Origin of the sequence: Gimesia maris, from assembly GCF_008298035.1 — a bacterium.
In the GTDB taxonomy this organism is placed as follows: domain Bacteria; phylum Planctomycetota; class Planctomycetia; order Planctomycetales; family Planctomycetaceae; genus Gimesia; species Gimesia maris.
In genome coordinates, this window is sequence record NZ_CP042910.1 from 7,658,077 (window position 1) to 7,678,270 (window position 20,194).

A 20,194-nucleotide genomic window follows, 5' to 3' on the forward strand; every position below is an offset into this window, starting at 1 on the left:
TGTCTATTTGATCATAGTTCAATTTTTTTTGATCCTGATCTCCATATATAGCGTAAAATCTATACCAAGCAGTTGCTGTGCCTGTTTGCCTTTATCATTCCAACAGAATCGTATCCCCATGCTGGCCAACATTCGAAACACCATTCCGTCTCTGCTTCTGATTTCCTGTGTACTGCTCGCGCCTGGTTGTGGCGGATCTGACACCAGTCAGCAACGTACCAATTCCAACCCATTCGCGCCCGCAAACAATCATGTTGCGCCTCGTCCATCATCTGTTAGCCCCCGATTATCTCAATCTCGACTAGGGACGGCACCTGAAACCACGGCGGAAATAAAAGAGTCGGCAACTCCCGCCATGCAATCAAAACCAGAGACACCTGTCACTGTGGTTCCCGAAACGGACCTGTTGAGTGATATTCGCAAACGGACCCTGGATGCAGAACAGCCTGGCGTTGCCGTGATTTTACGTGGAATCACCGACATCAACACCGTTCCTGTTCCACTGCTTCAGAAAAATATACAGTCTGCTTATCTGGATTCGACGGAGCAGAAAGAGAAAACTACCACTGTTCCGACAGAAAACGGAAAGGTCGATTTTTTCAGCAGAGATCAGCAACTGGTTCTGGTATTGAACCGGGTTCCAAAAGACCTGTTTGCTTTTGCCCAGAAACTCAATTGTGGAAAAATGAAAGAGATTGATGTCCAAAACCGGATCATCACAATCGAAGTCCAACCTGAGGAGATAAATGCACTTGCACTGCAACAGAACTCGAATTCTCCGCAGTCTGACCCTTCAGTAAAAGTTTCTGCGAATTCCAACTCTCTTAAAAACATGTCCGATTCCGCTACTCCCAAACCGGAAATGAAGGCTGAAACCCCTGTCGATTCGAATAAAAATGATCGAGATTTAAAGCCACAACCAGGCGAAGATACGATCGACTGGGCACTGCGTGTGATATCTGGTACCAGCTCTTTTGCACATGATACAGCCTGTAAAAAACTGGTCACTATGAAACCGGATTCCGATAATCTTGCCAGAGTCTCTACAGTTCTGGCAGAGACTCTGCCCCAGGCAAAAGAAGGTTTCCGCATGAAAGAACATATCAACGTCATGTCGGTCTGGTATACCGACGAAGCGACACTTGCTTTTGCAAAGTTGCTTGAAGAAGAAAATTCGGCTTTAGTTCGTGAAGACATCATCCAGTTGATGCCAACCATTCACTCAGAAACAATGGCAGAAATTCTGGTCGGCCGCCTCTCCAACCGCGCAGATATGAAAGATGCACGTACAGCTCTCAAAATCATGGGAACCATCGCAGAAAAACCGGTTCTGAGATTACTGGACGATCCTGACAGTTCAATGCGAATACAGGCCTGCAATATATTACAGGCGATCGGAACCCGGGAATCGATTGATGCATTGAAAAAACGTGCCGAAGCAGAAGAGTCAACAGTCGTCAAACGCGAGCTGGAGAAAACACAGGAAGAGATTGAAAAGAAACTGGCTGCAGCTCAGAAAATAGAATGATCCTGCAGAAGTCTCTGTCAGCCATCAATAGCCGGCAGCAGCACCATGTTTGCGTGTATCACTGTGTCCTCGCAATCCGTCTGATTGACGTGAGACCGCCTGGGTGGCAGCCAGACTGGAACTCTTCTTGATTGTGTGACCGAACTGCTTCAGTTGCTCTCCTGCCTGCTTATAAAGCACCTGTTCCAAAAGCAGGTCTTCCGGTACCCATTGATGGTGAATACGGGGAGACTCAACGGCCTGCTCCGGCTCCATTCCGAAAATAATCATGTTCAACATCACCTGCAGTGTGCTGGAAATGATGCGCGGGCCTCCAGAGGCACCTGCAGAAAAAACCGCTTTACCATCTTTGACTGCAATCGTAGGCGACATACTGGAAAGTGGTTTCTTCCCTGGTTCGATTTCGTTGGCTTTACTCTGAAGCAGGCCGAAGGCATTGGGTTTCCCGGGGATGGCAGCAAAATCATCCATTTCGTTATTCATCACAATCCCGTATTTCGGGATCACAACGTAACTTCCAAATGTGAGGTTTATGGTCTCGGTACACGCCACCGCATTGCCGGCTGCATCCATAACTGATAAGTGGCTCGTTCCACTATCTTTAGGAGGAATATACCGTCCATAGTCTTTCAGTTTTTTAGTCTGCTTTGCGTCAATGCGGGCCGCCAGGCGGGAAGCGTATTTCGGGTCTGTTAACCGCTCCAACGGAACAGGTACAAAGTCTGCATCACCCAGATATTCGGCTCGATCGGCAAACGCGTGTTTCATCACCTCCGTCAGATAGTGAAGTTCCTGAGGAGAATGAAATTTAAGATCGGCAAAAGGGTGTTTCAGGACCTGCTTTTCCAGAGCATCAATCATATTGAAGGACTCAATAATCGCGATTCCTCCACTGGAAGGGGGAGGCATTGTCAGAATCTGATATCCATCGAAACTGGTAGTAAGAGGCTTGCGAATGATGGGCTCGGTATCCTTTAAATCCTGCAGGGTCAGAATCCCGCCCCCCTGCTTCCCGCAGGTCGCAACAATCGCATCCGCCACAGGTCCTTCATAAAAACCGGCACGACCATTTTCCGCAATCAGTTCCAGCACCTTCAACTGGGGACTGAAAAAACGCGCTTTCTCTTCCCACGGTTTGCCATGATTCAGATATTCATCGATGAGTGGCTGAAACTCTTTCTGGTCCAGTTTACCTTGTTTCATGCGGGCCAACATGGATTTCTGTACGGATCGCATGTGGTCATTAATCGGAACGCCACGACGGGCCATCAGAATCGCAGGCTGCATCACCGTCTTCAAATCCAGCTTGCCATACTCTTTCACCGCATAGCACAGTCCAGCGACGTTACAAGGAACCGCCACTGCCAGTGGCCCCTGACGACTGGCCAGTTGACGTTGTGCATCGGTACCAGGCAGACGCGAATACATATCGGGTGTGGCAGCAGCCGGTGCGCGTTCTCGATAATCAATAACCATTGATTTTTGTTGCTCGGCATCCCAGATCACCATGAAGCCACCGCCTCCCAGGCCACAACTGGCGGGCCTGAGAACGGAGAGCGCAAAAGAAGTCGCTACTGCCGCATCAACGACATTACCGCCGGCCTTCAAAATGGCAATTCCCGCAGCACTCGCCAGGGGATGATCCGCGGCGACCACTGCGTTGGGATACACTTTTGAGTCAACGCCCGCGGTTTGCTCTGCAGCAGTTCCTGAGCGTGTCGTCCCTGATATCGCAATCACCAGGATTATGCATAACATTTGATTCATAAATGATTTATGATGGAGTAATCGAAACGACATAGCCTTGCTTTCAGTCGAAGAGATACAGTGATACGCTTATTCCTGTAAACGGATCAGACAATTGGTTTCTGCCGCTCGAAGTCTGGTTTGACTCTGATTATACTATGCGACCTGACTTGATGAATTTCCAGATGGAATGTGGTAAATTCTGGTAAGTCCCGGTTTCCGAGCGATTTTCCTGATTGGCTCGATTACATTACTAAGTATCGCCACCGTGAAGCAGAGTTGCTCACAGCGCAAAACATCTGTTTAAACACAGCTGCATAAACATGACACTCACCCAACTTCAAACTCCCGGAAAAGATAAAACCTGCCAGTTGGTAACACTGGGCTGCAAGGTGAATCAGTACGAAACACAACTGGTCAAAGAAGCGCTTGAGAAAAACGGCTATCGCGAAGCAGGGGAAGCGGAAACCGCTGATCTCTGTGTCGTCAATACCTGCACAGTCACTGCCACCGGTGATTCCAAGGGACGAAAACTGATTCGGAATCTTGCGAAGAATAATCCGGGAACGAAAATTCTGGTGATGGGCTGTTACGCCACTCGAGATCCCAAAACGGTTTCTGAGCTACCTGGAGTATTCGAAGTCGTAACTGATAAACGAGAACTGCCCGACATACTGGAACGGCATGGTATCGTCGATATGCCCACAGGGATTTCCGAATTTGAAGGACGAAAACGAGCGTATGTGAAAGTGCAGGATGGTTGTATCCTGCGTTGCACCTACTGTATTATCCCGTCTGTTCGACCAGGTCTGCAAAGTCGATCTCCTGAGGACATTGAGGCTGAAGTTCGTCGGCTGGTCGATAACGGTTTCAAAGAAATCGTGCTCACAGGAATCCACGTCGGTCATTTTGGGGTCGACACAACACGTGGAAAATCAGGTAAGCCTCCATTTCGGCTCTGGCATCTGTTTCGTAAACTGGATCAGATCCCCGGTGACTGGAGAATGCGTCTCTCCAGTGTGGAAACAGCAGAGATTAATGATGATTTTATCTCAGCTGCCGCTGATTGCGAACATCTGTGTCCACAATTCCACCCTTCACTCCAGAGTGGTTCTGATACCGTCCTGCGCCGTATGAAACGTCGCTACCATGTCAGCCGTTTTCTGGAAAAACTGCAAAAGATGCGTGAACGACTGAATCACCCCTCCTTCACAACAGATGTAATTGTCGGATTTCCTGGTGAAACAGACGCAGAATTTGCAGAGACCATGCAGGCCTGTGAAGAGGCAGCCTTCATGAAAATTCACATCTTCCCTTTCAGTGCCCGTAAAGGGACACCGGCTGCAACATATGAGGATCAGGTATCACCTGAGATTCGACAGGAACGCTGTGCACAACTTGCGGACCTGGAACGCTCGCTGGCACAAAAGTTCTATCACACTTTAATTGATCGCGATCTCGAAGTAATGATTGAACGCGAATGTGACGGGCGACCCGGCTGGGTTCGTGGTACCGATCGCTGGTACGCTCCCGTGGTCTGTCAGGGAACAAAAGCAGACCTGGGAAAATTCGTTTATGCACGAGGCAGTAGAGACTACCTCGAATTTCTCGAAGCAGATCGAATCTCTCCCTGATCACTGTTGCGTAAGCAGATATTGAACTGCGCTGCCATCTGTAGACATTTCAATTTGACAATAGAACACCGCATTATAAAGAGAAAGAAATTGAGTGGCAGTCATTATTGCAATCGAAGGAATTGATGGTTCTGGAAAAGGAACTCAGGCAGCCAGGTTACACGCCCGCTGTCAGGCGGAAGGAATCAAAACCAGCCTGATCGGCTTTCCCCGTTACGACCAGACATTATTCGGTAAATCGATTGGGGACTTCCTGAACGGACGGTTTGGTGAGTTGGATGAAGTCAACCCGTTTCTCGCTTCATTGCTATATGCCGGCGATCGTTTTGAATCCCGGTCCCATATTCTGAACACCATCGAGACCAGCGATGTCGTGATTTTTGACCGCTACATCCCTTCAAATGTGGCTCACCAGGGAGCAAAACTTTCCGGTGCTGAACGGAGTGAGTTCATCGAATGGATTGAGCAGATTGAATATGCCATTTATAAAATGCCTCGTTTGAACCTCGCGATTCTTCTCGATCTGCCTGCAGACTATGCACAAAAACTGATCGCTGAAAAACAGGCACGCTCATATACCGAGAAAGTTGCTGACCTGCAGGAAGCAGATCAGACTTACCTCGCAAATGTAAGAGAAGTCTATCTTCAACTGGCTGAAGAAAATCAGCACTGGCAGAAAATTCAATGCCTGCAGAAAGAGACGCTCAGGTCTATCGAGGAGATTAGCGACGAAATCTGGTCGTATGTTAGCAAGTTAATCTGAAGTTTGACCTGTCTTCAGCCCTTTGTTCAGATCCCATTTGAACAGAAACAGAGATTGACCCAATCTTAATCAAAGTTGAACTGAAAATACCCTTGACCCTTCACGACGATCACCTGTCTAATATCAATATCTGTTGATCTTTGGAAGGGGGACAGGAATTGTGAAGCGTGCGCTCAGCCAACTGACATTACGGGAAATGTTCTCGGATTCCGAGCGGCTCACTTCCGAGCTGGTAGAACATCTGGAACTGGGTTTTATTCCCATGAATGAGCAGATGGTTCGGCTGGTTCGCGAGCTGCCTGACGGCGTCGAAAAACGACGTGTCGAGGATATCAGCATAAGAAATAAGGCTGCGGAACTATTGAAGAGCGACCAGTTTACACAGGAACTGTTCGAGAAGCTGGATCAGTATCTCGCCGCCATTGACAAGTCGATTAATCAAATCATTGATGGTGAATAAGTTTTTCCGCTGTAGTTCCTGGCGGGGCAAATTCCTCCACCAGTTTCTTGGCACTCAGAAGTCCATCAACGGCTGCAGAAACAATTCCGCCTGCGTAGCCGGCACCTTCTCCAACGGGATATAACCCGCGAAAACCGGGAGCCTGGTAAGTATCTCGTTCCCGATCGATGCGAACGGGAGAACTACCCCGCATTTCCGGACCAACCAGTACTGCGTTCGCCAGGAATGCGCCACGCCATTTCTGATCCATGACAGGCAATCCGTTTTCTATCTGTGAAAGAACCACTGGCGGCAGAACTTGATGTAGCTCCGTGGCAACCACCCCCCGCTGATAAGTGCCGCTGTAAGAAAAATTCGAATCGGTCTTCTTCTGGTTCAGGAAATCTCCCGCGCGCTGTATCGGACAAAGATAATTTTTATTTCCCAATGCATATGCCACTGCCTCATATTTCCTCTGCAGTTCGACTCCCGCCAGAGGATGTTCGCTGCCAAATTCTTCGGGATAAATCGTCGTCATGACACCACTGTTGGCGTAACCGGTATCGTGTCGCGAATTACTCATACCATTCGTACAGAACATCTCCGGTTCTGAAACGCTGGGCATCACGATCCCTCCTGCACACATGCAAAACGTATAGAGGTCACGTTTTCCCTTAGTGATCATGGTATAGTCGGCGGCACCCAGAAGCGACAGGTACTCTTCGCGACCATATTTATGCTGATTGACCTGTTCCTGAGGTTGTTCAATTCTAAGACCCAGTTGAAACGCTTTACGAAACATGGGAACGCCCAGTTCATACAACATCTGATAAGTATCACGCGCACTGTGTCCGATACCCAGAATCACATGTGACGTCTTTATATAACCTGATGATGTCATGACTCCCTGTACCTGACCGTCTACAACATCCAATCCTTCCAGACGACATTCGAAACGAAATTCACCGCCCAGCGAATCGATCTTGCGGCGAAAATTGCGGCAGATCATGGGAAGTTTATTACTACCCAGATGGGGACGATGCTCGTAAACGATACTGGAACGTGCACCACAGTCCACAAAACGGTCGAGAACCCATTGCACATCCGGACCACTCAAACGACAGGTCAGTTTCCCATCACTGAAACAGCCTGCTCCTCCTTCGCCGAACAGGTAGTTATTCTCTCTATGGAAATCTTCTCCCCTGTCAAAACGTCTGATTTCAGGGACCCGTTCTTTGACAGGGAAACCACGCTCGAGAATGAGAGGACGGTACCCTTTGAGGGCCAGAAAATATCCCGCCAGCAGACCGGCAGGTCCCGAGCCGACAACGACAGGCCGTTCTTCCAGCGGCTGTGCACCACAACCAGGATCATGAAAAGGCGCTTCAGTATACCCCTGAACTGAGGAATCATCCCGCAGCTTTTTCAAAACGCCTGCTTCATCAGGGAGAATCACTTCTGCAGAATAGACGAATCGCAAATCATGCCTGGAGCGTGCGTCCAGACTCTTCCGGAGAATACGATAGTTTTGAATCTCATTCGCATTGATGCCCAGTTGTTCTGCAATTTTTTCCGCTAGTTCTTGTTCGGGAAATTCAACTGGCAGGCGGATGTTTGTGACTTTAAGTGACATAGAGGCTTCAACCGAAAACTATCGAGCGCAGTGGCAGGATACCTGATCATGCCTGGCAATGCGTCATGTTATACCGCCCGTGTAAGCGAATGCAATTTTGTCACTTCGAAACAATCAGAAAAGCAAAAAAAACTTTGCTGCTGATGTTCAGGCAGCTTTTCGAAAGGGCACCGTTGACCGTTCCTGTACAGGACCAGTGAGGATCTGCTCCAGTTCCTGTTCCAGTTCTTCCATTTTTTCCTGAACCAGATCAGTGTATTCTCTCATCTCTTCGCGTGAAATATCTTCCGGGACATGAATGGGATTCCCGACGAGATAATAAACGGTCGCGAAGGGCTTGGGGATCCAGATACTGGTCCAGCTTCCCTGAAATTTCCAGCTACGAGAAGCGGCGAACGCATTCGGGATAATACTTCGCCCCGAATGAGATGCCAGAAATACAATGCCTGGTTTCATTTGATGATGCGGTCCCCTTGGTCCGTCTGGGGTGATCACCACATGCTTGCCTTCTGCGGAAGTCATTAATTTTTTCATGGCACTGGCACCGCCACGCGTAGTGGAACCACGAATCGCTCCCATGCGGGCTGCCTTCAGCATAGCCTCGATGGTATCTGCATCCCGATGCTGGCTGATCAATGCCACACTGTTATGTTCCACATTACAGAAGAGCGGGGGTATTACAGAATCATGCCATACACTATACAGATATCGTTCTGACCCCGTATCTGCAAAGGGACACCGATCAAGACTGTCACCCACGAACTCCAGGCGTGTTGTCTTGAAAATCATACGGATGACAAAAACAACCAGGGAATTCAGAACACCCAGTAATGCTCGACTCTTAATTTTCAACCGACTACTCCTGCAGGAAACACTATCAGATCACTCAAGTAAGAATGCAGAATTGTACTCATGTTGGCATCTGCGCAAATCCCAATTCTTAAATTCCCGATTCGGAGCAAATCTCAAAGAAAAACCTGACGCCAGAGCCCGCAAAGCACCCAGTTTCACATAATCGAGAAGCCTTCAGAGCTCATCAATGCTGATATTGAGAGCTTCCATCCGACGGTATAACTTGGCACGGGTCAGCCCCAGCATGCGCGCAGCGTCGGTCCGGTTATTTCTGGAGAGTTCTAACGCCAGTAGAATCTGTTCTTTTTCAACCAGACTGAGTGATTCATCCAGTGGTCGTAGTGGAGCTGATACAGAAGGCCCCAGCGAACGGGCATCAACTCCGGTTTTAAATCGCAAGGGAAGAGATTCACGCGTGATAACTGGTTCGGTAGTCGCTTCAAATGCCGCCTGTATGACCCGGATCAGCTCATCCAGGTTGGCAGGCCAGTAGTAGTCCTGGAATAATGACAATAACCCGGGCGCAAAACCGCTTACCTGTTTTTGCTGATAGCGGTTTTCATTTTCCAGAAAATGCTGCGATAACAGCTCCAGATCTTCCCTTCTTTCCCGTAAAGCTGGCACTTGAATTTCCATCGTCGTAATGAAAAAGAAAAATTCAGAAAGAATCGTTTCCTGGTCCAGTAGTTCCTGCAGCGGTATGGAGCTGGCAGTCATTAATCTGACATGCACGTTCTTTGCTTTTGCTTGCAGATTTTCAAGAATCATTTCCTGAATATCACGGGGCAGATTTTGTATCTCAGCCAGAAATAATACTCCCGGCTCTAGCGGCATCGATTCGTCGTAATCCCGCTCGAAGATCTTTTTCACCGTCTGTTTGAGTTCCCGGGGAGGAAGTTTTTCACAATTGAGAGGAATGAATATTTTTCTTCTCTGCTCGCTTTCAAAATGAATGGCACGTGCCAGATGCTCTTTTCCCGTTCCTGTCTCACCCTGGAAGTGAACCGGCTGTGTTGTTTGAACTGCCAGCTCCAACTGTCGCAGCACGCGCTGCATGCCGGGACTGCGTGCCACGAGTGTCGAAAAGCGAAACCGATTACGTAGGGACAACCGCAAAGCAGCCAGCTCTGCATGCAACTGCTGCGATGCAGAAGCCGATGGAAGTGCCTGAGGGTCTCGAATCCGTTCTATGAAGCCCAGAACCAGTTTCGTTCGTCGCTGCTCATCAGTCAGAGGGCTGTATCGAATGAGACAGGGAATCGTTTTCCCACTTCGTGCGAGCAGGAAGCGGGGTACTTCCAGACGAGTTCCCTGAAAGACTTCTGCCGGAGGGCAGATTAAATTACAGACCGATTCACATTCATCAGTATCGGTATCGATCGCATAGTCACAAGTCTGACCCAGAATTTCTTCTGCCGACCATTCCAGCAGTTGTTCACACCCTCTATTAAAAAACAATATCGTCCTTGAAGCATCGAGAGCAAAAACAGGCGTACTGAGAGCATTTAAACGGGTCTCCAGCCGTGTACGGCGTCCTGATCCTCGTTGCATGTCTCTTCAACCCTTTCGCGGATCTCAGTCACTCAACACAAAAAAAGGTTGTACCTCGTAATTGATTATAAAGCTGACCACCTCGACACAACCCGGTTGTCGAGAGCGTCCATTCCATCATTATACACTAATTTCATTTTCACCAACTGATCTGTAAGCGAAAATTAACTAACGCTGTACACGTCCTGATCCCGCACCGTTCATTAATGCTTCTATCTCTTTTCGGGTAGAATAATTGAAATCCCCCTGGATACTGTGTTTCAGGCAACTGGCAGCGACAGCGTAACGGATTGCCGTCTCGGGAGCAGCCAGTTCCGGTGTATTTAAGGCAAAAATCAATGCGCCGGCAAAAGAATCTCCTGCGCCAACCCGGTCAACAATATTGTGAATCTGGTAACTTGAATAGTTGCCTTCATTATCACACGGCGCAAACACTGCCTTCTGCTGATTCTGAGTATACAACATGGCTCCCCAGTTGTTGTGACTTGCAGAAATACTTTCTCGTAAGGTAACGGCCACCTGTTTTACATTGGGGAACTGCTGTGTAATCTGCTCTGCTACCGCAATGTAGCCTTGGACGTTTAATTCACCCGCATCTACATCCGATTCAGGCGCTCGAATCCCCAATGACAGATCCGCGTCTTCTTCATTGGCAATCACGACATCCACATACGGAACCAGAGATCGCATTGTTTCTTTCGCCAGCTCAACCGGTTTCGTTCCGCTTTTCCAGTTCCACAGTTTTTTACGAAAATTCAAATCACAGGAAACCGGCACTTTCCTCGCCTGTGCCTCCTGCATAGCTTTCAGAGCAAGCGCTGCCCCCGATTCACTGATTGCTGGCGTGATTCCGGTAATATGAAACCAGGTTGCCTCTTCAAAAACCTGATTCCAGTCAAATTCATCTGGAGTCGCCAACGCAATCGAACTGAACTCACGATCATAAGTCACCGTCCCTCCGCGCTGATTAGCCCCCGTCTCTACAAAATAAATTCCAAATCTTCCTCTCGAACTGCGTTGAATCAGACTGGAATCAACGCCTGTTTTTTTTACTTCCTGTACGAGAGAATCCGTAATGGCATTATCGGGTGAAGCTGTTACAAAAGCAGAAGCTCCTCCCTGCAAAGCAATGGAAACGGCAACATTAAGTTCACCGCCACCAAATGTGGACTCAAGAATTCCGGGTACTGACTGGCTGATTCTCAAATGGTTCTGCGGAGCCAGACGTAACATAACTTCACCAAATGTAACTACTCTCACAAGACACCTGTCAGATAATGAATGAGAAATAGAGTGTTTATTAACAGTGACTCAGCTTACACTGGGCTGATGAATGATTCCAGCTACCGGGCTTTTCAAAGTTGTCAGGAGGCCAGAGGACCAGAACCGGAACGGGAATTGAAGCTATGGTACTGCAGATCGGCGTGCTACCATTCCAGATTCTTAAATTATTTTCAACTAATCCGTCAGGGTATGCCAGACTGTTGTCATACCCCTATACTAAGATCTGATCTTTCAGTTGCCTGGACTGTAGAAGAATGTTTAATTGATATACAGGTGGCGGCAGTTTCGTCTAGCCCGTTCAGGGACAGAGATGGATATGGACGGGGTTGCCTGCATGGAACTGCCGCCCCGCTGTTTTCAGAGAACATTATTATCTGGTCACTTGATGTGTACCGCACGTCTAACATCAAAATCCCAGATATTGTGTGGCATTGCCATTGTTCCCTTAAGAAGGAAACCGCCACTATGCAGCAAAATGAAATTGAAGTGTTCTGCCCATCCTGTAAAAATAAAATTACACCTCAATTCGGAATTCATAAATCAGGTCAAAAAACCTCACTCGAAATTCAATCCCGCCGACTGGGATGCTCTATTGAATGCCCACATTGCGGCAATCTCTTCATCCACAAAATCTATCCGGATGATAAAAAATTCTCATAAATTTCTCGCTCAGGTTCAACAAGCTTCAAAAATTCACCACGCTCCGCAGGCTGAACAGCAATACGCCAATCACACATCCATAGCAGAACAGCACCAGTCCCCGGTGAGGCTTTTGTCGATAGCGGGTCAAAGGTTTTGCAAAACTGATCTGTAAAATCAGCCTGGCGCAGGTGAAAGAAACCATCGCGGAAGAGACGATCAGAACAATCCCGAGCCCCAGGTAACCTGCGTGCACAATCGCCATTGTCCCTTTTAATGCCTCCTGATGAATTTCGAATAGACACCGGATTGCCTGCAGGTTCATTTGAAAGACAGCTGATCCGGGAAAGCCCATCAGTAATGCGAGTAATACAACTGCAGCGATCCCCAACAATCGCTGATCAAGGAGAAATCCCTGTAGCTGTTCCGGGAAGACAAGCGCAGACCGACGCCGCCCGACTGCATCCAGAAAACAGGCGAACCCCATAATCGCCAGCCAGATGATGCACAGATCCGGTATATAAGACTGCATTGACTGTTGAATCGATACTGTTTCAGTGGCAGACGATTCGTGCCTCCACTTCCAGCAGACTGCAGAAAACAGTGCCAGAAAAACACCAGCACTTTGAATGACGATCAGCTGCAGGATCCCTTTCCATTCTTTCTCGATCAGCAGGAGTCCCGCAGAACTTACAAGAATAACCAGAGACAGGAAAAACAATAGCTGCTCTACGGATGACAGATTGACGACCAGAACCTGGCTGACAACCTGAATCAGAAAAAACAAGCCAACGGCGACTGGCAGCAGGATCGCCATGATAGCCTGTAAACAGGTAGCATCCTTCAGCAACAGTCGGTTCTGAAAATGAACTGGCAGCAGTCCCACACGGAAGACTGCTCCCGAGACAATCAATATCAACCCCAACATCGCAGAATAGTCGTTTAATAACGATGCCTGACTCAACTCTGATGTTTCCAGATAGTTTTGAATACTGCCCAGATCCATTGAGTCAGCGGCAGTCGACAACAATAACACACCTGTCAACAGAATTGCTGTTAAAGGCAGATTAGCTTTGAGCTGCTGCAGCATAGCAGCCTGCCTCTTCTCACCATCTAATCGCCTGGTCAATAATATGAAATTTAAAAAGAGTACCAGCTCAAAAAAGAATACCAGGAAATAAAGATCGTTCGCCATGCGATATTTCGTTTCAGGAATCAAGATTCGGGCACAACAGTATTCATTTCTGAATCATGGGCCGATTCAGGATAGCTGAATCAGAACCTTTCCGGCTTTTCCAGTTCGTTCCGCTTCGATCACTGCCTCTACGACCTCGTCCACGGGAAAGACATTGCCAATATCAGTTGCCAATACCCCATTACGAATAAAGCCGGTTAACTTTGATACCAGTCTCAACTTGGCAGGCAGTGACAGAGATTCCATATATCGGGCCAGCCAGAATCCTTCGAGAGTGGCACCGTTGCGAATGAGATCGCGCGACATAAAGTCAAGCGGTGTTCGATCTAAAGACCCATACACTATCATCCTGGCACGTTCTCCCAGAATCCTGACGATTGTTGATGCTGTCTTGCCTCCCACTGCATCAATGGCATACTTCACCGTTTCACTGCCCAGATGTTTTCTGATCTGATCTACTAATACCCGTTCATTATCATGCTCTGCATTAAACACTACCACATGACTGGCACCAGCGTTTTTCAACTGTTCCACCTGATCATGGCGTCTGACAATGTTCAGCGTCTGAAGTCCAAAATGATTCCCCAGCCGGACAACCATTTTCCCTACGGCTGAAGCGGCCGCTGTCTGCAGAAGCCATTCCCCGCGCGGGACATCCAGCAGCGATTTGACCAGTATGTAGGCGGTCGCAGGGTTCACAAAAAATGTTGCCGCTTCCTCCTGTGTGAGACGTGATGATACAGGTATCACATACTCACTGGGAACGACCACCTTTTCTGCCCAGTTTCCAGTCCTTCGATTCAAGACTACAACTCGCTTACCTTTGAACAGAGCGCCTCGTAATCCTCCGCCACTGGCTTCAACAACGCCCACACCTTCGAAACCCGGCGTAGCAGGCAGTGAGGGACGCGATGAATACCCGCCTCGAATATTCAGGAGATCGGACGGATTGACAGGACTGGCCAGCATGCGGACCAGCACTTCTCCCGATTTGGCAACTGGTTCTTCCGCCTCACAGACCTTGAGAACTTCTGACGGCTCTCCGAATTGCTCAAAGCGAATCATGCGCATAAACTGAATCTTTCACTGTTCAGGGGCTCTACTGAAAAGATTTTAGCAGGTTGAACTCAATTCCAGCAAGCAGATACCAGCTTCAACATCGCGAAAAGCGCGAACCCGAACGTGAATCAGCCCTTGTCACCATATCAGGCAACAAGGACTGATTCCATCTTCAAAATGGATTCTGCTTTTCCGTCAGCAGCTTCTCTTCATTTCATCGTACCCTGTCTGGACTACTTAATTCGGAACAACTGAAAGGATGTTCGAACCAAGAAACGAAACCAGGCTCAAGTCAAACTGATATCAGATCAGTTCTGGGTTCGAGGAGTGAAGTTGGATGCCCCTGAAGCTGTCTGAGTCGGACGGGCCGGCGTCTGCTGCGCGGTGCCCTGAGGTTCTGGAGTTGAAGAACGCTTCCAGTTATCAGTCGACCAGTGAGGATAGTACTGCACTACACTGCTGCCCAGATCACTCAGAATCTCATGAAACTTTTTCGTTGTAATTCGCTGGTTGGGAATCACACGCTGCAATACAAATCGACGGTTGCTGGAAATGTAAGCAAAAAACTTACCATTCCCCATACGGTCGTTGTCAGACAGCAGGCGTAACATCGCAGTCCGTGGAACATCCGCTGCACTGCGAGGCAAAGGATCCAGCCACGCCATGACCCACACCCATTCACCATTCTCACTCAGAACGGCGGACATGGAAAGTTCCCACTCCTCTTTGTTTTGATTGGCTTTGAACTGAAAGTCGTACCGCTTTTTAGTTTTGGTCGCAGTTAAACCCATTGCTTTCAACAGGTTTCCTAACTGCTCTTCTGAGAGTTGGCCTGGCAGTTCCGGATTGGTCGTCACTGCCGGTTTTGTGGTAACTGGTTGTTGTGCATGAACTCCAGCACCTAATACAGCCATCGCCGACAAGACAGCCAACAGACAACCTACAACAATCCATCCGCGAAACGTGATTTTCATTTTGAAGACACTCCTTTGTCACTTCGTTTCTCTTGTATTGACATATGTCGATTTTTCTCTGCCCTCATTCCCTGATCAGGCAGATTGGCTGGTATGCAGTCCCGCAACCAGCCTGTTCATGAATCTGTATGTCGATTTGCCTGACTTACCGTTTCCACCGGCAGTTTCTGCCGACTTGAGTTAAGATAGTTCAAATAGCCCTTTCAGACAGATCTGAGACCAGGTTTCGAACTGATCTAACTCTTGTAACAGTTTTTCCGGTGAGTCAAACCCTGTCTCTATAATCGACTCTTCACGGGGTAGAACTTTGGGCAACTCCAGGTCAAATATGTGAACTATTCCCAAGTGGACCTTTCCGACCTCGGTTTCGTCGTCATTAATCAGACCGACACAGGCTTCTGTATACTTCGTATCCATCGCAACTTCTTCCTGGATTTCGCGCTGCATACCCTCTCGATATGTGGAGCCTTCCTTCGCATCATCCTCCAGGGAGATATGTCCGCCAATCCCGATCGAACGTTTACTGTGTAATCGCTGCTCGCCCCCTTTGGAGCCCCGTGTATAGTAAAAAATCTTCCCCTCATGGCGAAAAATACAATACGGAATCAGCTGTTTGAAACTGGGATCTTCCTCGACCGTATCGCGAGGTCGGAAACTGATATAGTTCGGATCAAACAACGTTTTCAGATAAGGTGCCACCTGATCGTTAAATCCCTGAAAGTAGCCCACTTCGTGAAAAAGAAGTGTTGGCACGACCATGACATGTTCCACTTGCTGCTCCGTATCTGACATCGCTGATCCTTCTCTGCTCTGTTGACAGGTTGATAGATTAAATGATTATTGAGTTGGCTGAGATGCGTGCCCCAGCAGTTCACGTGCTTTTTCTCCAATATCCGACGAACGCATTAAAGTCTCGCCAACCAGGATGCCGCGAACACCCGATTCCTGCAGTTTGAGGACATCACTCCGATCGCGGATACCACTCTCGCTGATCAACAGGCAGTCCGCAGGCACTTGTGCCCCCAGTCGAATGGAATGATCCAGGCTGGTGACAAACGTCTTCAGATTTCGATTATTAATTCCCAGCAGCGGAGGTGACAGCTTTAATACGCGCTCCAGATTATCAGGCTCATAGATTTCAACCAGAGCCGACATCCCCAGTTCCAATGCATAACCATAGAGATCTTCCAGCTGCGCATCGTCCAGACATTCAGCAATCAACAGGACGCAGTCTGCACCAGCGACTCTCGCTTCTAAAACCTGGTAGCGATCAATGATGAAATCTTTTCTCAAAACCGGAATCGCGACATTCTTTCGAACTGCTATCAGAAAATCCAGATGCCCCTGGAAATATTGTTCGTCCGTCAGCACACTCAGACAAGCCGCTCCCGCAGACTCATAAATCCTGGCAATCTCCACCGGATGAAAATCTTCCCGGATCACACCAGCGGAAGGAGATGCTTTTTTGACTTCTGCAATCATCGCCACCGGGCCATGTGACTGCATCGAGGCAACAAAATCCCTGACAGGCGCAGCATCCGCCAAAGCCTCTGCCAGTTGTTCAACGGGTACCTTCGACTTCGCTTGGCTGACTTCTGTCAGTTTGCTGGCCACAATATCTTCAAGAATATTACTCACGACTTCCTGTATACACCTGAATCTGGAATAAAAACGTAAAACTGCTTCCACGTAGCATAACTTCCTGCGACACGAAGTACCACAGAGTCAGCAAATCCTGCCACAATTCGCTTGTATTTCCGGTTTCGGATGACAACCATGGCACATTCATGCTGTTTTTCGATACTCCCTTCATCAGGAGGCCATTGATTGGTCCCTTCAGCACTGCATCTATTACTGCTGCTCCTGACTCTACTGAGCATTCGCTACTGGTTGCAGCTGATGACAACCAGACGGATTTCGTCCGTATTCCCGCTCAACCCTGATCGATACCAGTTGGAATTTTCGTTCCCCGTTCTCCTGGCGATGCTCTGGATTGCCATTCAGTTTATAAGTTCCCTCGAGCGTGAATGGAGTGAATGGCATCAGACATTGGCGCCTTCAAAGCCAGTTACAGTAGTACAGATCATGCAATCGTCACTGATTACTTTCTGTTTTGGGACGATCCTGATCCTCATGCTGGCTCTGGCCCACTTCGATGTGATTCAGAAATTGGGATTTCGCCTGAATGAAATTCGTCGGCAATTGCGCGATGGAGCTGTTGGCTTTCTGCTCGCGCTTCTGCCTGTGATGGCTCTGTTGTTACTGACTTACCCCTTCCGATCAGAAGAGAGCCTGCATCCTTTTTTTCTGCTCTTAAAAGCCGAGCCACATTTTTCCACGATCAGTTGGATTTTTATTTCCGCGGTCCTCGTCGCACCACTGTTTGAAGAACTGATTTATCGAGTCCTCTTTCAAGGCTGGCTGGAGAGGCTTTTACATCCTTTCGCTGCGATTCTGACCAGCTCGCTGGTTTTCAGTATCGTCCACGGATTTCCCGATTGTATCCCCCTGTTTCCACTGGCGGTTGTGCTGGGAACCCTCTTCTATTATCGGCGCAGTTATATCGCCATCATCGTGACACATGCTCTGTTCAATGCCGTCAATCTGGCCCTGGCCCTGGCAAATCAACAGAATACGAATTAAGAAACCTTCAGTTCAATATTCATGCGCCCACTTGTTCAAATTGGGATTCACCCGTTTTTGAAAATGCAGTATCCTTCCCGCCTCTCTCAAATCTTCCTCTCATGTATTTTTCAGCTGGTGTTTCAGCCGAATCTGTCTGCAACACTTCTTCTCCAATCTGAACTCGACCCTTCGGAGACCTCCGAAATGAATGCCCCCCCCATTCGCCATTGGGTACTACTCCTGCTTTGCGCCTGTTTCTGTCTCTCCTGTCAGACAATGAAATCCAAAATGGATCTGATCTACACCGGAAAAGTCACGGGGGCTCTGTCGCAGCAGCTGGTAGAATCATACGCTGATTCTCTCAAAGACCCTATCGCAGCAAAACAATCCGAAGAAGGTACAGACTGGAAAATTCTTTACGCCACAAATCGACTGCAGCAAAAAAACCCTTCTGATGAAATCGGCTATGCGAATGAGTTTGGCCCAGAGGTGGCTTACGGTTCCAGCCAGGTTCATATCTCTCGAAAAAATCAAAGCGATCTCAAATCGAAAGTGATCCAGACACTCTGGCAGGGTTCTCCAGACCCGGAAGGCCAGGTGGAAATCAGCTCGTTAACCCCTGCCGATGAAGAGCCCTTCTTTGCAGATTTGAATCTGCTGCTGGAGCGGGCACCTCAAAAAGATGTGTTGGTCTTCGTCCATGGTTTCAATGTGAGCTTCCCCAGTGCCGTCACACGGGCAGCACAGATTGCCAATGATCTTCCCTTCAACGGGCCGGTCGTCTGCTACAGCTGGCCTTCCCAGGGAGGGGTTGAGAAATATCTGCTCGACGGTCAGGTCGCCAGCTCCAGCGTTGAACCGATGGCCCATTTTCTGGAAACATTAGTCAATTCTGTCCCGCCGGGAACAAAAATCAACATCATGGTACACAGCATGGGTAATCGCGTTGTGATGCGGGCCCTTAATCGACTGCCACAACACTTTGAAACAACGAAGCCATTCCAGAATATCATTCTGGCGGCTCCCGATGTCGGCGTCTCCGAGTTCCGAACCCTGGCACCTTCCATTATTGCGCAAGCACACCGCGTCACACTTTATTCCGGGTCAGGCGATGTCGCTCTCGTCGCTTCCAAAGCCGTAAACCAGGAACGCCGCGCGGGAGATTCTCGGGAACCTTTGATTCTGGAAGGCATCGAAACCATCGATGTCTCAGCCGTCGACACCAGCTTTATGAGTCATTCCTATTATGGCAGCAACCGGGCCGTCCTCAGTGATCTGTTCGCACTGATTAAACAGAACAGTCCTGCAGATGAAAGAAACTGGCTCCTGCACAGAGACTTTGCCGGTCAGAACTACTGGGCCTTTGATAAAGAACCGCCAGAAATCAAAAAAGTCAGGACAACCAGTCTCTAATTGAGACGTCTTACGATATATAATGTCTGCCTGTAACAGGCATATACTTCCTGTGAACCCCGAATGTTCTTTCAGATCAGGGCTCCTGCGATGAATAACTCGACTTCCCGATTCTCAGATCGCGTGGATAACTACATTAAATATCGTCCCGGATACCCGAGTGAGGTCCTCGATCTCCTGAAAACCCGTTGCGGCTTCACTTCAGATTCTCTGATCGCCGATATTGGTTCGGGAACGGGAATTTCCAGCAGACTGTTTCTCGATCATCACAATACCGTATATGGCGTGGAACCCAACCAGGAAATGAGGCACGCTGCCGAAAAGTTCCTGAAAGAATACGCTCATTTTCACAGCATCAATGCGACTGCGGAAAAAACACATCTCCCTGCCGACTCATTTGATTTCATTGTCGCCGGTCAGGCATTTCACTGGTTTGATCGCGAATGCGCCCGACAGGAGTTTCAAAGAATCATTAAACCTGCTGGATGGGTTGTACTCATCTGGAACGAACGTCAGATCGACACAACTCCTTTTCTGCGCGATTACGAACAGATGCTCCTTGAATTCGCAACCGACTACACTCAGGTGAATCATACGAATCTCTCCCTCACCGATTTCACCCGGTTCTTTCATCCATACCCTGTACAAACTGCGTCACTCCCCAGCCAGCAGACCTTCGATCTCGAATCTCTCACCGGACGGCTGCTCTCTTCTTCGTATGCTCCCAACGTCAACCAGCCCGGATACACAGAAATCCTGGCACGCGTTCAAGAGATTTTTCACCAGCATCAGGTAAACGGTAAGGTTGAGTTTAAATACGACACCAACCTCTATTACGGTCACATCAGATAAGGACTGG

General features: G+C 48.5%; 17 protein-coding genes. 7 read left to right on the top strand and 10 right to left on the bottom strand.

The features are described from left to right. Positions 1-118: 118 nt before the first annotated feature. The gene (locus GmarT_RS28645) at positions 119-1,528 is read left to right on the top strand and encodes a HEAT repeat domain-containing protein (protein ID WP_002645082.1); all 1,410 of its coding nucleotides are present in this window, start codon (positions 119-121) and stop codon (positions 1,526-1,528) included. Positions 1,529-1,552: 24 nt separating this feature from the next. Here the strand turns inward: GmarT_RS28645 and ggt are convergent, their stop codons facing one another. Continuing rightward, entirely contained in the window at positions 1,553-3,286 is a 1,734-nt protein-coding gene (gene ggt / locus GmarT_RS28650) for a gamma-glutamyltransferase (RefSeq protein WP_157158915.1), read from the bottom strand. 311 nt (positions 3,287-3,597) lie between these two features. Between ggt and mtaB the strand changes: the two genes are divergently transcribed. The 3 genes from mtaB to GmarT_RS28665 all read left to right on the top strand — a co-directional run bounded on the left by mtaB (position 3,598) and on the right by GmarT_RS28665 (position 6,131). Beyond that, a complete protein-coding gene (gene mtaB, locus GmarT_RS28655; protein ID WP_002645080.1) occupies positions 3,598-4,908 on the top strand; it encodes a tRNA (N(6)-L-threonylcarbamoyladenosine(37)-C(2))-methylthiotransferase MtaB in 1,311 nt (436 codons plus the stop codon). A gap of 94 nt (positions 4,909-5,002) precedes the next feature. Then, positions 5,003-5,671 carry a nucleoside/nucleotide kinase family protein gene (locus GmarT_RS28660; RefSeq protein ID WP_002645079.1) on the top strand — a complete coding sequence of 223 codons (669 nt, stop codon included), beginning with the start codon at positions 5,003-5,005 and terminating at the stop codon, positions 5,669-5,671. Between the two features lie 160 nt (positions 5,672-5,831). Further along, positions 5,832-6,131: a hypothetical protein gene (locus tag GmarT_RS28665; RefSeq protein ID WP_044236841.1), complete on the top strand. Its 300-nt coding sequence runs from the start codon at positions 5,832-5,834 to the stop codon at positions 6,129-6,131. Here the strand turns inward: GmarT_RS28665 and GmarT_RS28670 are convergent. The 9 genes from GmarT_RS28670 to trpC all read right to left on the bottom strand — a co-directional run bounded on the left by GmarT_RS28670 (position 6,115) and on the right by trpC (position 16,935). Beyond that, positions 6,115-7,743 carry an NAD(P)/FAD-dependent oxidoreductase gene (locus GmarT_RS28670; protein ID WP_002645077.1) on the bottom strand — a complete coding sequence of 543 codons (1,629 nt, stop codon included), beginning with the start codon at positions 7,741-7,743 and terminating at the stop codon, positions 6,115-6,117. The genes GmarT_RS28665 and GmarT_RS28670 overlap by 17 nt on opposite strands. 147 nt (positions 7,744-7,890) lie before the next feature. Next, complete coding sequence (locus tag GmarT_RS28675) at positions 7,891-8,595, bottom strand: lysophospholipid acyltransferase family protein (RefSeq protein WP_002645076.1); 705 nt, start codon at positions 8,593-8,595, stop codon at positions 7,891-7,893. A 174-nt stretch (positions 8,596-8,769) separates the two neighbouring features. Beyond that, positions 8,770-10,146 carry a sigma-54-dependent Fis family transcriptional regulator gene (locus GmarT_RS28680; RefSeq protein ID WP_002645075.1) on the bottom strand — a complete coding sequence of 459 codons (1,377 nt, stop codon included), beginning with the start codon at positions 10,144-10,146 and terminating at the stop codon, positions 8,770-8,772. A 168-nt stretch (positions 10,147-10,314) separates the two neighbouring features. After that, positions 10,315-11,406 (bottom strand): sugar kinase, encoded by a 1,092-nt coding sequence (locus tag GmarT_RS28685; RefSeq protein ID WP_081459412.1) that lies wholly within the window; start codon positions 11,404-11,406, stop codon positions 10,315-10,317. A gap of 709 nt (positions 11,407-12,115) precedes the next feature. Beyond that, a complete protein-coding gene (locus GmarT_RS28690) occupies positions 12,116-13,264 on the bottom strand; it encodes a proton-conducting transporter transmembrane domain-containing protein (RefSeq protein WP_044236839.1) in 1,149 nt (382 codons plus the stop codon). Between the two features lie 66 nt (positions 13,265-13,330). After that, the gene (locus GmarT_RS28695; protein WP_002645071.1) at positions 13,331-14,335 is read right to left on the bottom strand and encodes a zinc-dependent alcohol dehydrogenase family protein; all 1,005 of its coding nucleotides are present in this window, start codon (positions 14,333-14,335) and stop codon (positions 13,331-13,333) included. 296 nt (positions 14,336-14,631) lie between these two features. Next, positions 14,632-15,297 (bottom strand): type III secretion system chaperone, encoded by a 666-nt coding sequence (locus tag GmarT_RS28700; protein WP_002645070.1) that lies wholly within the window; start codon positions 15,295-15,297, stop codon positions 14,632-14,634. A 180-nt stretch (positions 15,298-15,477) separates the two neighbouring features. Continuing rightward, complete coding sequence (locus GmarT_RS28705) at positions 15,478-16,089, bottom strand: hypothetical protein (RefSeq protein ID WP_002645069.1); 612 nt, start codon at positions 16,087-16,089, stop codon at positions 15,478-15,480. Positions 16,090-16,134: 45 nt separating this feature from the next. Further along, entirely contained in the window at positions 16,135-16,935 is an 801-nt protein-coding gene (gene trpC / locus GmarT_RS28710) for an indole-3-glycerol phosphate synthase TrpC (protein ID WP_002645068.1), read from the bottom strand. A 189-nt stretch (positions 16,936-17,124) separates the two neighbouring features. Here trpC and GmarT_RS28715 point away from each other — a divergent pair, with 189 nt between their 5' ends. The 3 genes from GmarT_RS28715 (at position 17,125) to GmarT_RS28725 (ending at position 20,187) form a co-directional block, all read left to right on the top strand. Further along, positions 17,125-17,940 carry a CPBP family intramembrane glutamic endopeptidase gene (locus GmarT_RS28715; protein WP_002645066.1) on the top strand — a complete coding sequence of 272 codons (816 nt, stop codon included), beginning with the start codon at positions 17,125-17,127 and terminating at the stop codon, positions 17,938-17,940. A gap of 186 nt (positions 17,941-18,126) precedes the next feature. Continuing rightward, positions 18,127-19,335 (top strand): alpha/beta hydrolase, encoded by a 1,209-nt coding sequence (locus tag GmarT_RS28720; RefSeq protein ID WP_157158914.1) that lies wholly within the window; start codon positions 18,127-18,129, stop codon positions 19,333-19,335. A 90-nt stretch (positions 19,336-19,425) separates the two neighbouring features. Then, on the top strand, positions 19,426-20,187 hold the full coding sequence (locus GmarT_RS28725) for a class I SAM-dependent methyltransferase (RefSeq protein ID WP_052301230.1): 762 nt from the start codon (positions 19,426-19,428) through the stop codon (positions 20,185-20,187). Positions 20,188-20,194: the final 7 nt, after the last annotated feature.